Raw genomic sequence first — 15754 nt, 5'->3', positions numbered from 1 at the left:
CGGGCTCGGCCTCGACGAGCACCTCGCCCTCCGCCGACTCGAGCTGGCCCCCGTCCTGATGGCGAGCACCCCCGTCGCTCTCGGCGGCCTCGACCGCATGGCGCACGCCGCGCTGATCATCCACAGCGCACGGAAGGTCGACGCGGCCGGGACGGTGGAGGACCACTGGCTCCTCGCGCGGGACGGCGCGATCACGGCGACCGGCACCGGCACCGGCTGGCAGGCGCAGGCGGAGGGGGCGGAGCTGCACGACGCGCGGGGCCTCACCGCTGTCCCGGGCTTCCTCGACCTCCATGTGCACGGAGGGGGCGGTCACGGCTTCGACGGAGGAGCGGAGGCGATCCGCGCGGGCCTCGCGCTGCACCGCTCCCGTGGCACCACGCGCTCGCTGGTCAGCCTGGTCTCGGCGCCGCTGGAGCAGCTGGAGTCCTCTCTGGACGCGGTCTCGGCCCTCGCAGCCACCGACCCGCTCGTGCTCGGCGCGCACCTCGAGGGCCCGTTCCTCGCGCCCTCGCGCAGGGGAGCGCACGACCCCGCGGCTCTCGTGCACCCCTCCTCCGGCGCGGTCGGCCGGCTGCTGGACGCCGCCCGCGGACGCCTCGCGCAGATCACGCTCGCGCCCGAGCTGCCGGGAGCCCTCGCCGCGGTGGAGCGGCTCGCCGGCGCCGGCACGGTGGTCGCGGTGGGCCACACCGAGGCGGACGCCGACCAGGCGCGGGCCGCGTTCGACCGCGGAGCCCGGCTGGTCACGCACGCGTTCAACGCCATGCCCGGGATCGGCCACCGCTCCCCGGGCCCGATCCCGGTGGCCCTGGGGGACGAGCGGGTCGCGCTCGAGCTGATCCTCGACGGCCGGCACGTGGACGTCGAGGTGGTGCGGCTCGCGTTCGCGGCGGCTCCCGGGCGGATCGCGCTCGTCACCGACGCGATGGCGGCGGCCGGGGCGGGTGACGGAGTGCACCGCCTCGGCCCGCTCGACGTCGAGGTGCTCGGCGGAGTCGCCCGGCTCGCGGGCACCGCTGTGCTCGGCGGAGTCGCCCGGCTCGCGGGCACCGCTGTGCTCGCCGGATCCACGCTCACGCAGGAGGAGGCCCTGCGGCGGGCCGTCGGGCCCGGCCGGCTCGGGCTGCAGGCGTCCGTCGCCGCCCTCACCGCCGTTCCCGCCCGCGTGCTCGGCCGGGGCGACCTCGGCCTGCTGGCCCCCGGGTACCGCGCCGACGTCGTCCTGCTCGACGCGTCGCTCCGCGTGCAGCGGGTCTGGGCCGAGGGGCGCCCGTTCCCCGACTCCGCGGCCGGCGCGTCGCGACCCCGGGTCAGGGCGTCGGCGTGACGGTCCAGGTCCCCTCGGTCTGGACGGCCATGACGCCGGGCAGGTCGGCCTCGAACACCTCGGAGAAGGCGACGGAGTCGCCGAACAGCTGCGGCTGATCGGAGGTCGTGAACACGCGGCCGGAGAACGAGTCGTCCGGACCCGCGGGCGTGTAGTCGACCGTCACGCGCGGGACGTCGTCGGAGAAGAACAGGACGGCCGGGCCGGTGCCGGACTGCGCACCGCTCACCGTCGCGAGGTCGTTCCAGCTCTGCAGGCCGAGCGTCCACGGCCCGTCGGCTCGGACGATCACCTGCTGCTCGACGGGGTCGTCGTGGAAGATCCCGGTCAGGAACGACCCCGTCATCGGGGCGGCGGCCTCGCCGAAGGGCGTCATCCGGCCCGCGGCGGTGACGATCGCCGTGCCGGTGCAGGCCGAGCAGTCCAGGCTCAGGACGACCGCGAACTCGCCCTGCCGCTGGAACGACACGTCGGCCGGGCCGGTGCCCGAGACGGTGGCGGGGACTCCCTCGCCGACCGGCCCGGCGTCGACGACGGTTCCGACCGGCTCGGCGGTCGCCGGAGCGGAGGGGGTCGGGCTCGGAGTGATCAGGTCGGTGATGGCGGGTCTCGGCGTCCGCGAGGCGGGCGCGGACGCCGTGGCGCCCGCCTCGGCCCCGCCGCCGGCGGTGCACCCGCCCAGCAGCAGGAGCCCCGCCGCTGCCGTCGTCGCCACTGCCGCTGTCGTCCCCCGAGCCCTCATGCGTCCAGACTGCCAGGGCTGGTCCGGACCGTCGTCCCCGGAGGGAGTCAGAGGAGCAGGGCGCCGAGGCCCGCGGCGGCGAGGACGACGATCCACGGGGGCACGGTCCAGCGCGTCAGCGCCACGAAGGCGCCGATCGCGAGCGCCAGAGCGCCGGTCGAGCCGATGCCCTCGGTCAGCACCGGGTCGTAGAGGGCGCCGCCGAGCAGTCCCACCACGCCGGCGTTCACGCCGGCCAGCGCCCTCTGCGCGACCGGCAGGTGCCGCAGCCGCTGCCAGAACGGGAGCACGCCGACCACGAGCAGAGCGCCCGGCAGGAAGATCGCGACCAGCGCGATCGCCGCCCCCGCGACACCGTCCGGCGTCCCCGCGCCCACCGCGCCGAGGAACGCGGAGAAGGTGAAGAGCGGGCCGGGCACCGCCTGCGCCGCCCCGTATCCGGCCAGGAACTCGCTCTGCCCGACCGTGCCGGCGCCGACCGTCTGCGCCTCCAGCAGAGGCAGCACGACGTGGCCGCCCCCGAACACCAGAGCGCCCGACCGGTAGAAGACGGAGGCGAGACCCGCCGCTCCCTCGCCGGTGAGCGCGGCGAGCAGGGGGAGGCCGACCAGGAGGAGCCCCCAGAGGGCGAGGGCCGAGACCGCGAGCGCCGTCGGGATCCGGACCGCGAACCCCGGGCCGTCGTCCGGAGCCCCCTCCTCGCGGCGGAGCCAGAGAACGCCGGCCAGGCCCGCAGCCGCGATCACCGCCACCTGCAGCGCGGGCTCCGGGGCGAGGAGGACGGCGACAGCCGCTGCGCCGGCGATCGTCGCGCGGCGGCGGTCCGGTGCGAGCGAGCGCGCCATCCCGAGCACGGCCTGCGCGACGACCGCGGCCGCCGCCGCCTGGAGGCCCAGGAGCCAGCCGGCGGAGGCGACGTCGCCCGCACCGGCGACGAGCCCGGCGACGAGGACCAGGGCGATCGCCGAGGGGAGCGTGAATCCGCACCACGCGGCGACCAGTCCGGCGAGTCCCGCGCGCTGCAGGCCGACCGCCATCCCGACCTGGCTGGACGCGGGTCCGGGGAGGAACTGGCACAGCGCGACGAGGTCGGCGTACGCGCGATCGGTCAGCCAGCCGCGGCGCACCACGAACTCCTCGCGGAAGTAGCCGAGGTGCGCGATCGGCCCGCCGAACGAGGTCAGCCCGAGGCGGAGGAACACGAGGAGCACGGGGAGGGCGCCGCCCCGCTGCAGCCGACCCGTCTCCGACACGGGGGCATCCTGCCAGACGGCGGTGTCCAGCACGCGTCGTGTCACCGGAAAAGGGACGATAAGCGGCCGGATAAGCGATTCCTCGCCCATTCTCCTCCGGTCGATGAAACGGTGGGTAGAAATACTGAACCCCTTCTCATCCCCTCTGTTAGCCTGATCCGGCTTCCCTTTCCTTCTCGAGGAGAAGGTGATCCGCATCAGTAACGCGAGCGCTGCCGCTCGTTCACTGAACGCCTTCTCCTCCTCTTTCGATCGGTGTACCCGGAACGGTGACGATCGGAAAGGCTCTCTCTTCCGTGACTCCTCAGGACACTGCCGTCGGCGACTCCGCCGACTCCTCCCGCACCGGCTCCCGATCGGGCGTCAAGGCCCTCTCCGCTCTCTCCCGCCGCACGATCCTCGCCGGATCCGTCGCCGGCGCGGGCGCGATCGCCTTCGCGACGCCGGCCCTCGCGGCCGGCGACCTCACCGCGGTGCCCCGACTGCCCGGCGAGGTCTCGCGCCTGTCCACCGCCACGTCGAAGACGGGCGGGAAGCGCTACGAGATCATCGACGTCGTCGTCGCGGGGGACCGGGCGCGCCTGTTCGTGCCGCACGCGACGCCTCCGTCGCAGACCAGGGGCGCATCGATGCTCTGGTACTACCACGCCCGCAACGGCACCCACACGGCGCTCTCGAGCGCCTTCGCGTACTCGGCCGACCTCGCCGTGGACCGCGGCATCGTCAGCATCTGCCCGACCTACGGCGGCAGCATCTGGTCGAGCCCGCGGGCGATCGAGATCCAGGCCGCTGTCGCCGCCTGGGCCTCGTCGGTATGGCGGATCGACGCGAGCCTCCTCCGCTCCGACTCCGGGGGCGGGCCGCTTCTGACCTGGGCCTACGGGAAGCGGATGGTGCCGAACATCCGGGGCGCGTACCTCTGCAACAGCTCCTACGACATGGAGGAGCGGGCGGCGAGCGAACCGGACCGGATCGGCCCCGAGTACGCCGACGCCGCGGCCATCGCCGCCACCAACCCGGCGCGGCTGCCCGCGTCGGTGTGGCGCGGTGCGCGGCTGAGGATCACCGGATCGCCCGACGACAAGGTCGTGCCGTTCGCCCTGCACGGCGCCGCCCTCCACGCCGCGGCCCTGCCCCTGGCGAAGGAGGCGACGGTCCGCACCCACCCGGGGGAGGGCACCGACGGGCACAAGGTCCCGAGCTTCACCAACAAGGAGATGCTCGACACCTTCCAGCGCTGGATCACCGAGGGCCCCGTGCCGCAGACGGAGCCCGAGCCCGAGACGCCACCCGTGTCCACGCTGCCCGGCGCGGGCACCTACGAGAACGGCGCCGCGCAGATCGTCACCACCGGCACCTGGACGACGCTGAAGGCCACCGCGGACAGCGGCGGGAGCATCGCCTACTCGACCAGCTCCGGCGCCTCCGCGACGCTCGCCTTCACCGGCACGAGCATCGCCTGGATCAGCCGACTCACGTCGTCCTCCGGGATCAACGACGTCGAGCTCGACGGTGTGAAGGTCGCCTCCGTCGACCGCTACAGCGCGTCCACCCGCTCGAAGCAGACGGTGTGGAGCAGCGGACAGCTCGCCGCCGGGCCGCACACGCTGACGATCCGCCGGGGGAGCGGCCGCAATCCGGCCTCGACCGGGACCAACCTGCTGCTCGACTCCTTCGTGGTCGGCGACGCGACGCCTCCGCCGGCGACGACGCTGCCCGGAGCGGGCACCTACGAGAACGGCGCCGCCCCGATCGTCACGACCGGCACCTGGTCGACGTTGAAGGCGAGCACGGACAGCGGCGGCAGCATCGCCTACTCGACCACCGCGGGCGCCTCCGCCACCCTCGCCTTCACGGGTACCAGCGTGAGCTGGATCAGCCGCCTCACCGGCTCGTCCGGCATCAACGAGGTCGAGCTCGACGGAGTCAAGGTCGCGTCCGTCGACCGCTACAGCGCCGCGACGCGGTCGAAGCAGACGGTCTGGAGCAGCGGACAGCTCGCGGCCGGGCCGCACACGGTGACCATCCGCCGCGGGAGCGGCCGCAACCCGGCCTCGAGCGGCACCAACCTGATCCTCGACGCGTTCGTGGTCGGCGACGCCGCTCCGGTCCCCACGGTCACCGTGCCCACGCCGATCGCGGAGTGGTCCTTCGCCGAGAGCGCCGCCCCCTTCGCCTCGGCCGTCGCGGGCGCTCCGGCGCTCCGGCAGGGCGCGGGCTCCTCCGCCCGCGCCGTCGCCACGCCGTTCGGCACCGGAGTCGCCCTCAACGGGACGACGGACCACCTGGTCGTCCCCAAGGACGAGGTCGGCCCGCTCAACCTGGGCGCCTCGACCGGCCAGGTGACGATCGCGGTGTGGGTGCTCAACTCCGACGCGGACGGCGCCTGCATCGCGGGCGTCTGGGAGGAGTCGACGGTCGGGCCGCTGCGCTCCTATGCGCTGTTCAACAACCTCCCCGAGTACGGCGGCTGGGAGCGCGTGTGCATGCACGTCTCGAAGCTCGGCGGGCCGACGCCCGGCTACCCGTACTCGCGCGACTACTCGGTGGAGCCCCGCCGGATCACGCGCGGCGTGTGGCAGCTGCACGTCGGGACGTATGACGGCGCAGTCGCGGTCTCGTACCTCGACGGCGCCGCCACCGCGTATCCGGTGTACACCGACAAGCTCGGCGCGACCTACGCCAAGAACCCCTACGTCTACCCCGACGGCCTCAACGCGGCTCCGGGCGACTTCGTGGTCGGAGCGGTCGGCCGGGACGGCACGATGATCAACCGCTTCGCCGGCTCCCTCGCCCGACTGCGGGTGTGGGACCGGGCGCTGACCGCGGAGCAGGTGAAGCAGCTCTACTCGGCCGAGAAGGGCGCTCTCGGCTGACGATCCGAGGGCGGTGACACGAGTCCGAGAAGCGGATGATCCGCTTCTCGGACAAGGCCGTTCGAGCGATAGCGGGCGTCCCTCTTTCGAGGGTGGTGTTATCGGCTGAATACAGATCGGCGGGCGGCCGCTTCACGGCTGCTCCGCCGTTCTCCGCCGCTTGTATGCGCTGCGCGGGATTCCGTACTCAGGCGGACGTGCGCTCCCGGAGGGCCGTACGGCGGGGGATCATCGCCCGGCGGCCGCGCAGCCCTGCCCCGGATCTCGGAGTGCGGCCCCGCGCCAGATGCGCACCGGCGCGACCACCTCCCAGCCGAGGGTGAGGTAGAGGGCGCGGCCGTCCGTGCTGGCGACGAGGAGACCGCTCCGTGCACCCTCGGACCGGGCCCAGGCGGTGAGGGCGTCGACGACCCGCCGTCCCAGCCCGCGTCGGCGGAACCGCGCATCGGTCTCGATCCGGTCCAGGACCGCGACCGTCCCGTGCACGGCGGCGGTGCCCTGAGCGGCGACGACTCCGTCGACCAGCAGCCGGACGCTCGCCAGTCCGTCGGCGGCCTCGAGCACGGCTCCCGCGAGCAGGGCACCCTCGAGCAGGGCTCCCTCCGCGGTGCTGCCCGGGCCGAGGAGCGCCGCCATCAGGCTCTCGTCGCCCGCGACGAGCTCCAGCCCGGCGGCGGGCGCGAGGCGGGCGTCGTCGCCCAGGCCGATGACCGTCATCCACTCCCGGGGCCCGGCCGTCTGCTCGGCGCCCGCCTGCAGCGCGGAGGGCGACGGATCGACCAGGATCCGCTCCCGCGTGCGCGACTCCGCTCCGACATCGACCAGCCATGCTCCGTCCTCGCGGACGCGCTGCACGCCGCGTGCACGGCACCAGCCCTCGATCCAGTCGTCCACCCGCTCCGTCGTCGTGATCACGCCCCGAGAGCAGCCGCGACCGGACGGGCGCGATCGTGGAAGCGGGCTCTCCCGGCGGTGGCCGTCGTTCCCCGCCAGGACCGCCCTCGCCGCGGATCGCACCCCGCGCACCGCGATCCGCCGGGTCCTCCCGTTGTCAACCTCAGTGCCACGGCGCCGTCCCCGGCCCTACCGTCGGCCCGAGACATCCGCTGCACCGCCGGGACCCTGACGGCCGTGCCGAGAGTGAGGGGCCGATCCGATGCCCAGGCAGGACGGCGACCCGCGGAGCACCACCCGAGTGCTGCGCGAGCTGGTCGCCGCGTTCGAGGATCCGGGGGCCGTGCACCCGGCGCTCGCCCGGCAGGTGCGGAGCGCCGCCCGCGAGCTGCTCGGCGCGTCGGAGCGGGAACCGCTGCGCCTGCGCGTGCGGATGCCGACCCTGATGGTCCCGCGCTCGGTCGTGGACGAGGTGCCCGATCCACCCCCGGTGCCGCCCGCCGCGCTCTGACCCGACGGCGCTCGTACACTCGGACGATGCGACACGGCATCGTCATCCTCCCGCAGGACCCGTGGGCCGAGGCCCGCCGGAAGTGGCAGTCGGCCGAGGGCCTGGGCTTCGACCACGCGTGGACCTACGACCACCTCTCCTGGCGCTCCCTCGCCGACCAGCCGTGGCACGCGACCGTCCCCACCCTCACCGCTGCCGCGATGGTGACCGAGACGCTCCGCCTGGGCACGTTCGTGGCCTCCCCGAACTTCCGCCACCCGGTGCCGTTCGCGAAGGAGATCGCGACGCTGGACGAGATCTCGGGCGGTCGGACCATCCTCGGGGTCGGCTCGGGCGGCACGGGCTTCGACGCGCGCGTGCTCGGGCAGCCCGACTACTCGCCCCGGCAGCGGCACGAGCGCTTCACCGAGTTCGTCACGGCCCTCGACGCGCTGCTGCGCTTCGAGGAGCCCGGCTCGAGCGGCGTGGACCTCGAGGGGGAGTGGTTCACCGCCCGCTCGGCGCGGATGGTGGGCGAGCCGGTGCAGCGCCCCCGCGTCCCGTTGATCCTCGCCGCGAACGGGCCGAAGGGCCTCGCGCTCGTCGCCGAGCGCGGGCAGGGCTGGGTCACCACCGGCCCGGAGGGAGTGTCGAGCGAGGAGTGGTGGCGGGCGGTCGCGTCCCTCTCCCGGCGGCTCGACGCGGCGCTCGACGCGGCCGGGCGCGACCCGCGCACCGTCGAGCGCCACCTCTCGCTCGACTCCGGGGGCGACTACTCCCTCGAGAGCGTCGCCCGGTTCGAGGACATGGCCGGCCGGGCGGAGGAGCTCGGCTTCACGGACGTGATCGCGCACTGGCCGCGGCGCGACGGCGTCTACGCGGGCGACGACGAGGTCCTCTACGAGGTCGCCTCGCGCTTCTGACCGGGCCTCGGGGGCTCTGGAGCGGTCCTCAGACCGCGCGGGCGCTCCCGCGGTCGACGAGACGCGCGGGCAGGAGTCGGATCGACGGCTCCTCGCCGCGGGACGGCTGCTCGATCCGCTCGACGAGCGTGTCGACCAGGTGCGCGCCGAGCTCGGCGGCACCCGTCTCGACGTAGCTGTAGGGGAGCGAGAAGTCGCGGGCGAACTCGGCCGAGTACAGGCTCACGACGGACAGCTGCCCGGGCACGGCGACAGCGCGTCGGCCCAGGATCGCGGGAAGCATCGCGATGGTCCGGTCGCTGTGGACGACCAGCGCCGTGAGACCGGGGTTGTCGTCGAGGAACGCCGTGACCATCGGCTCGACGGCGTCGGCGGCGGTGGCGGCCGGGCGCAGCACCAGCTCGATCCCGAGCCGACCGGCGGTCTCGAGAGCCGACTCGCGGAACCGGAGCCCGTAGGTCCCTCCGCGGTCGAAGACACGCTCAGGAGGGGTGACGAGACCGATGCTCCGATGCCCGAGGGCGCCCAGGTGCTCGATCAGCAGGCGGGCCGCGTCGCCGAAGTCGAGGTCGAAGACGTCCACCCCGGAGGCGTCCGCGGGCACGCCGAGGGCGGCACCGGGCCGCCGCGAGGCGCGCAGGACGGGCAGCCGGTCGTCGTCGTCCGCCACGCTCAGGAGGATCAGTCCATCGACCTGACCGGAGCGCGTGAGCCGGCGGACGGCAGCCGCCCCGTCGGCCTCGGTGGCCAGCAGCACGTCGTAGCCGAGCTCGCGGGCGCGGGCCGTGATGGGGAGGACGTACTCGACCATCGCGGGCGCGAACTCGTCCGGGTCGAAGTGGACGAGCAGGCCCAGCGCCATGGTGCGGCGCGTCGCGAGCGCCCGTGCTCCGGCGTTGACCGTGAAGTCGAGCTCGGCGATCGCGTCCTCGATGCGCTTGCGCGTCTCGGAGGAGATGCTGCGCTTGCCGGAGAGGACGTACGACACCGTGCTGCGAGAGACCCCTGCCGCTTTCGCGACGTCTCCGATCGTGGCCATCTCCACCCCCGCTCGAACCGTGTCGAGAGTGGCAGTGCGGCGCGGCGCACGCAACTCGGGCGCCGCGTCCCCGGAGCGAGGACCGGACGCTGCGGCTCCGGCGCTCTGCTCGTCCACGGCGCGCTCGTCCCCGTCGGGGAACCTCCGGTCCCGACGACACGCCGACGCGGCCGGGCGCACGAGGTGCCCGGCCGCGTCAGGGCGTTCTGGACGGATCAGCCGCAGCGCGCCGCACCGTAGGCCGGTGCCGTGGATCCGCTCGCCGCAGCGCCGTCGACCGTCCCCGCGATCCGCACGTCGAGAGCGCCGGCTCCGACGCTCGCAGCGCGGGTGCTGAAGGCGGCCGAGACCGTCTTGCCGGGAGCGACCCCGGTGAAGGTCTTCGTGCCCCAGGCCGAGCCGATCGTGATGTCAGCGGCGACCGCGCTGGTGTTGGTCGCCGTCCCCGTGATCGTGACCTTCCCCGCGGTGCAGCGCGAGGCCGCCGTGCCGGTCACCGTCAGGCTCGTGGTCCGCCCGACGAAGGGCGTGACCGAGATCCTGTCGATGTTGGGCGCGTACTGCGAGGTGAGCAGGACGCCGGGGAAGGTGTCGGAGAGATAGGTCGTCCCGTCGAAGCCCGGGAGCTCCTTCGAGGTGATCGCGATGGTGTTCGAGCCCTTCCTGAGCGTGACCGGCACGCTCAGGTCCCACAGCTGGTTCTGGTGGAACGTGTGCGGGAAGAGCACGCGCTGCGTCACTCCGTTGACCGTGATGTCCGCGTGGCGGGCGAGCGGGTCGGGGTTGTAGTGCGTCGCGGGGGACTGCTCCTCGTTGGAGTAGCGCAGCGTGAGCGCGTACGTCCCGTCCTGCTCGGCCTTCACGTCGCCGAAGGTCAGGGTCGAGTCGCCGTCGCGTCCGCCCCCGATGTTCCCGACGGCCTTGCCGCCCGACGCGAAGGACAGGTCGCGGACCGTGGCGGGGCCGGTGATCGTGGCCGCCTCCGCCTCATAGCTCGTCGTCGCGGGCGGGTTCGCGCTCACTCCGATGACGATCCGATCGACGAGGAGCGTGCCGCTCGTGCCGACGACCTCGATCTTGTTCACGCCGCCCGAGAGGAAGACCTGACGGGTCGAGCTCGCGCCCACCGGCCCGACCTTCACATCGTTCACGTAGAGGTCGCCGGTGCCGCCGCCCAGGGTGTCCACGGTCACGGAGGACGGCGCGTCCTTCGCGGAGTAGCCCCAGACGGTGGTGGAGGCGCCGCTGGTGAGCTTCGCCGTGCCCGAGCCGGAGACGCCGGCGCGGGAGTAGTCGGCCGTCGCTCCGTTGTCGAGCGTGCCGGTCTCGGCCTCGTGGATCGAGGTCGCGGCGGCCGCGCTGGGGAGGGAGAGCTCGATCTTGTCGACGATCGCGTCGCCCACGGTCGACTTCGTGCCGGCGAGGTTCTTCGCGGCGAGCGAGATCGTGTGGGTGCCGGCGGTCAGCTTCACCTTCGTGTCCGCGTGGTCCCAGACCACGAACTTGTAGGCCAGCGGAAGGAGGATCTCCTGCTCCGCAGCGCCGTCGACGCTCAGGAACGCGTTGATCGGACCCTGCTGGGCGTTGGCGGCGTAGGTGTTGAGGGAGTTGGCGAAGACGCTGAGGTCGTACTCGCCGTCCTTCGGGACGGTGACCGCGAAGTCGAGCTTCAGGTCACCGCCGGTGCGGATCCCGCCCACGTTGCGTCCGCCCGAGGTGTAGAAGCCGCCGACGTTGGTCGGCGAGCCCTCGGGTCCGTTCAGGTTCCGCGATCCGGTGTAGCGGGCGTCCTCGGCCTCGTACTTCTGGCGGAAGTCGACGGGCGAGGCGGACGGCGACGACGCGTTGGCGCCCGGGGTCAGGACGACCTCGTAGGCGGAGTCGACGTCGAGCGCGGGGAGGGATCCTCCGAAGTCCAGCGAGAGGGCGCCGTCCACGACGGACGCGTCGAACTCCTTGACCGTCTGCGGGGCTCCCGAGTCGCCGACCTGGCCGGTCCAGCGGATCTCGCTGACCTCCACGTGGACCTTCGAGCCGAAGGTGGCGGCCGGGATGCGCTCGAACGCGACCTTCTGCGAGCCGCCGACGCCTCCGAAGAGGGCTCTCGCCTGCTTGGCCGCGGTGTCGAGGGTCGCGACGCCCTGGAGGGTGTAGCTCTGGCCGGGCTTGGGCGGTGTGACCGCGACGGTGTCGCCGGTCATCGAGGCGTAGGCGTTGAGGAGCCACCACTGGCCGTTGGCGCGGTTGGCCTGCACCGCGGAGTCGGAGAGGTTGCCGTCGATGTTCCAGTAGGCGATGTCGCCGTCGACCTTCTTGTCCTCGAGCGCGCTGATCCACTGGACCATCTGGCCGGGCACGGAGGTGTGGTAGTTGAAGGCGTACTCGTTGAGGTTCACCGGCAGGTGCTTCCCGGCGTAGGACGTGCCCGCGTACAGCTCGTCCTCCCAGGCCCGGAAGCGGTCGACGTTGGTGCGGATCTCACCCGGGGCGCTCAGCTCGTGCCAGGTCATCACGTCGGGGACGGTGTCCTGCTCGAGCGTGTGGGTCATGAACCCGCGGACCTGGTCGTAGAGGACGCTGGTGTTCGGTCCGGCGATGCGGGCGTCGGGCATCCTGTCGCGGATCAGCGCGTAGGTGCTGTCCCAGGCCGCGAAGAACGCGGTCGGGTCCTCCAGCCAGCTCTTCCCGTTGTAGCTCCACTTCCCGTTGCCGAACATGTTGCCCTCGGGCTCGTTGAACGGCACGAACACGATGTTGTCCTGGTACTCCTCGGGGAGCGCGAGCACCTGGTCGACCTGCGTGGCGATCTTCGCCTGGTAGTCGGCCAGCTTCTCCTGGGGAGTGCTGCCCGGCCACTCGTAGGGGAAGCCGCGGTAGATGTCCGTCATGTAGATGTAGGTGTCGCCGTCCGAGGTGTCGGCGACGGCCTTAGCGACGCTCAGCGCGTCCGCGCCCGGATGCTGCGGCCCGTCCTGCGCCTTGGTCGAGACCGTGCGCAGGTCGATCCCCTCGAGGAGGTTGTCGGAGGGGAGGCCCTCGCCGTAGACCCCGTAGAGGGTGCCGGACGCGCCGCCCATGAACTCCCCGGTGCTCGCGCCGAGGTCGATGGTCATCTCGTCGAGTGCGCGCACCGTGACGGTCGCCGTGACCGCGGTGCCGAGGCCGGTGACGGTGCCCTTCACGGTGAAGGTGCCGCGCTTCGCGTACGCGGAGGCGGGGACGCTCTCCCAGGTGACCGGGGCGTCGCGGTTCACGCCGTCGGAGTAGGTGGCGGGGACCCCCGGCAGGGCCGGCGCGACGCCGATGCCGGTGGTGACCGCGACGCTCGTCGAGAGAACGCCGGTGACGGCCGGCGCGGCGTCGCCCGCCAGACCCCGGACCTGAGCGGCGGTCAGAGCCCGGTTGTAGACGCGGAAGTCGTCGATCGCTCCGTCGAAGTAGGGGTGCACGTTCCAGAGCGCCCGGCCGATGTTGCCGCTCTTGGAGGCGGAGGCGGAGTAGAGCTGCTTCGCGAGGTCGACGGAGGCGGGAGCCGTCGCGACCTGCAGACCGTTGAGGTACAGGGTCACGGTCGTGCCGTCCATCGTCGCGGTGACATTGACCCACTGGTCCTTCTGCAGCGGCGAGGAGCTGGAGACTCCGGTCTCGCCGCCGTCCTTCAGCTGCTTGATGATCGCGCGGGCGCTGCCGCCGTCGAACGACGGAGCGAAGGCCGACGCGGCGTCGGGGCTGATGCCCAGGCACCACAGCCACTGGAAGCCTCCGGTGCCGGACCACTTCGTCCAGGCGGAGACGGTGGTCTGCGTCACGCCCTGGAAGAGCCCGTTCGGCACAGTCAGGTACGGCGCGGAGGTCGAGTCCGCCGCGCCCCCGGGAAGGTCGATCGCGGTCGTACCGGCCTTCCGACCCGCGACGTACGTCGCTCTCGCGCTGTTGACGACGGTGCCGTCGAGCTTCTTCGACGAGAGGTCGGCGACCGTGGATCCGGACACCTGCCCCTGCTCGAAGTCGTACTGGAGGATGAGCGCGTCGGCGGGGACGGAGGTGTCGGCCGCGGAGGCGGACTCGGCGCTCGGGAGAGCGACGGCGAGGGCGGCGAGTGTCGCGGCACTCAGCGCGAGGGCGAGGGAGCGGGTGCCGCGCCTCGGGGAGGACATCGTTGTCACGCTGGTCACTTTCTGTGGGGACAGCCGGCCGGACGACGGCGGGCGTCGGTCCGGGGTCGGAGCAACAGTGCTTCGAACCGGTTCGACAAAACTAGGTTCCGCGCCTGCGACACGCAAGAGGACCTGAGAAGTTCCTCGTCCGGCTCGCAGGTGCCGGCGGTCGCTCCGGGCTCTCGACGGGACCCGTCCGCCCGCGGGAGCGGCCGTCGCCGCGACGCTCGATGGTGGGCGGACGGGTTCGAGGGGGCGCATCGCCGGGGGAGTGCTGCTGATCGGGATGCTCGCCGGATGCACGGCGGGCCCCTCCGCTCCCGTCGACGACCGGATCATCGTCGCCGCGGAGACGGGCGACCGGCCCGCAGGAGGACGTCCTGGATGCGGTCGAGGGGAGCCGCCCGGACTGGCTGAGCCCCGACGGCGTCCTTCCGCGGTGACCCGCGGGACCGCGGCGGCCTGTGCCGCGTGCGGGAGGATGAGGGCATGACCCTCCCTCGGCCGACGCTCCTCTCCCCGCCGCTCCAGGACCGGCTGGCCCGGTGGTTCGACGAGGAGGCGCCGCCGGCCCCCTCGCTGAGCTGGGCCCTGTTCGACCGCAGCGGGCTGCTCGTCCACCACGGCCGCGGCGAGCACCGCCTCGACGGCGCCGCTCCCGGGCCCGGGACCGTGCACCGCATCGCCTCCATGTCGAAGAGCTTCGAGGCGGCGGCGGTGCTGATCCTGCGCGACCGCGGGCTGCTCCGCCTCGACGACCGCGTCGCCGACCACGTGCCGGAGTTCACCGACCCGCTCGACTCCGCGGGCCTGCCGCTGCCCGTGACGGTCAGGATGCTCCTCAGCAACTGCTCGGGGCTCCCGGAGGACAACGGCTGGGCCGATGACGTCATGGCTCTGACGCGGGAGGAGTTCCTCGAGGTCGTCGGCCGCGGGCTGACCTTCACGGAGCGGCCGGGTGAGGTCTACCAGTACTCCAACATCGGCTTCTGGCTGCTCGGCGTGCTCGTCGAGAACGTGACCGGGGAGGACTTCCCGACCTTCGCGACGCGGACGATCCTCGAGCCGCTCGGCCTCCACGACACCCGCTACGACAGCGGCGACTACCCCGACGGCACCGACCTGGCGGCCGGCTTCAGCACCTTCGACGACGGAGCGACCTGGGTGCCCCGCCCCGTGACCGGCACCGGAGCGGGCGCCTGCGCCGCGAGCATGTTCAGCACGGTCGGCGACATCGCCCGCTGGAGCGGCTGGCTCTCCTCCGCGTTCGAGGGCGAGGACGGCGCGGACGACGACCCGGTGCTGAGCCGTGCCTCCCGCCGCGAGATGCAGCGCGGCTGGACGCCGGTCCCCGCGCTGAGCCCTCGCGCCGTCGAGAGCACGCTCGACGGCTCCGCGTACGGGTTCGGCCTCGTCGTCGAGCACGACGTCCGCTTCGGCGGGATCGCCCACCACTCCGGCGGCCTGCCGGGCTGGTCGTCGAACATGCGGTGGCATCTGGAGTCGGGCCTGGGGGCCGTGGTCTTCGCGACCGCGAACGGGGCGAAGCTCGCCGCCGCCGCGACGGGACTGCTCCGCGCCGCCCTCGAGGACACCGCTCCTCCGGCGCGGACCATCACCCTCCTCCCGTCGACGCTCGCCGCGGCCGCCGCCGTCGAGGCCGCGATCGTCGCGGGAGACCTCACCCGGGCGGGGGAGCCGGGCAGCGGCGCCCTGTTCAGCCCCAACCTGCTGAGCGATGTGCCGGCCGACGTGCGCGCCCGCCGCCTCGCCACGGCGATCGCGGAGATCGGCGGGCTCGCCGAGGACCCGACCGCGAGGCCGCTGGTGGAGCGGCTGCTCTGGAGCGCCTCCGCGGCGCAGGCGGCCTTCCTCCTGCCGGGCCGCGACGGAGAGCTCGAGTGCCGGCTCGAGACCACGCCGACCGTCCCGGCCCTGGTCCAGCGCCTCGAGATCGTCGTGCGCGAGGCTCCGACGGCTGCCCTCCCGGTCGTGCGCTTCTACCGCCCTCGGGCCGGCTAGCGGTCGAAGACGAGGCGCGGACGCGGCG

The 15754-nt window shown here is 73.3% G+C and carries 10 protein-coding genes; 5 read left to right on the top strand and 5 right to left on the bottom strand.

Features of this window, described 5'->3' with window-relative positions:
* Positions 1-58 precede the first annotated feature (58 nt).
* Positions 59-1330, top strand: coding sequence for an amidohydrolase family protein (locus tag C5C33_RS06480; protein ID WP_308471171.1), 1272 nt, complete (start codon positions 59-61; stop codon positions 1328-1330).
* Here the strand turns inward: C5C33_RS06480 and C5C33_RS06475 are convergent.
* Both C5C33_RS06475 and chrA read right to left on the bottom strand, forming a co-directional pair.
* A complete protein-coding gene (locus C5C33_RS06475; protein ID WP_181136202.1) occupies positions 1314-2072 on the bottom strand; it encodes a hypothetical protein in 759 nt (252 codons plus the stop codon). The genes C5C33_RS06480 and C5C33_RS06475 overlap by 17 nt on opposite strands.
* Before the next feature lie 47 nt (positions 2073-2119).
* Entirely contained in the window at positions 2120-3325 is a 1206-nt protein-coding gene (chrA, locus tag C5C33_RS06470; protein ID WP_258063222.1) for a chromate efflux transporter, read from the bottom strand.
* A gap of 296 nt (positions 3326-3621) precedes the next feature.
* Between chrA and C5C33_RS06465 the strand changes: the two genes are divergently transcribed.
* Positions 3622-6201, top strand: coding sequence for a LamG-like jellyroll fold domain-containing protein (locus C5C33_RS06465; RefSeq protein WP_104260708.1), 2580 nt, complete (start codon positions 3622-3624; stop codon positions 6199-6201).
* 228 nt (positions 6202-6429) lie between these two features.
* Here the strand turns inward: C5C33_RS06465 and C5C33_RS06460 are convergent, their stop codons facing one another.
* Positions 6430-7116: a GNAT family N-acetyltransferase gene (locus tag C5C33_RS06460; protein WP_219814941.1), complete on the bottom strand. Its 687-nt coding sequence runs from the start codon at positions 7114-7116 to the stop codon at positions 6430-6432.
* A 241-nt stretch (positions 7117-7357) separates the two neighbouring features.
* Here C5C33_RS06460 and C5C33_RS06455 point away from each other — a divergent pair, with 241 nt between their 5' ends.
* Positions 7358-7606, top strand: a complete 249-nt coding sequence (locus tag C5C33_RS06455; RefSeq protein ID WP_146078454.1) for a hypothetical protein — start codon at positions 7358-7360, stop codon at positions 7604-7606.
* A 26-nt stretch (positions 7607-7632) separates the two neighbouring features.
* Positions 7633-8508 carry an LLM class flavin-dependent oxidoreductase gene (locus C5C33_RS06450; RefSeq protein WP_104260707.1) on the top strand — a complete coding sequence of 292 codons (876 nt, stop codon included), beginning with the start codon at positions 7633-7635 and terminating at the stop codon, positions 8506-8508.
* A gap of 28 nt (positions 8509-8536) precedes the next feature.
* On the opposite strand, the gene C5C33_RS06445 is transcribed toward C5C33_RS06450, so the two are convergent.
* Positions 8537-9547 (bottom strand): LacI family DNA-binding transcriptional regulator, encoded by a 1011-nt coding sequence (locus tag C5C33_RS06445; protein ID WP_104260714.1) that lies wholly within the window; start codon positions 9545-9547, stop codon positions 8537-8539.
* Positions 9548-9762: 215 nt separating this feature from the next.
* The gene (locus tag C5C33_RS06440; protein ID WP_104260706.1) at positions 9763-13704 is read right to left on the bottom strand and encodes a LamG-like jellyroll fold domain-containing protein; all 3942 of its coding nucleotides are present in this window, start codon (positions 13702-13704) and stop codon (positions 9763-9765) included.
* 489 nt (positions 13705-14193) lie between these two features.
* Here C5C33_RS06440 and C5C33_RS06435 point away from each other — a divergent pair, with 489 nt between their 5' ends.
* Complete coding sequence (locus tag C5C33_RS06435; protein WP_104260705.1) at positions 14194-15726, top strand: serine hydrolase; 1533 nt, start codon at positions 14194-14196, stop codon at positions 15724-15726.
* The last annotated feature ends 28 nt before the right edge of the window (positions 15727-15754 follow it).

The sequence above is a fragment of the Rathayibacter sp. AY1H3 genome, assembly GCF_002932015.1.
The sequence above is the reverse complement of the archived record's forward strand: the minus strand, read 5'-3'. Positions and strand labels throughout refer to the sequence as shown.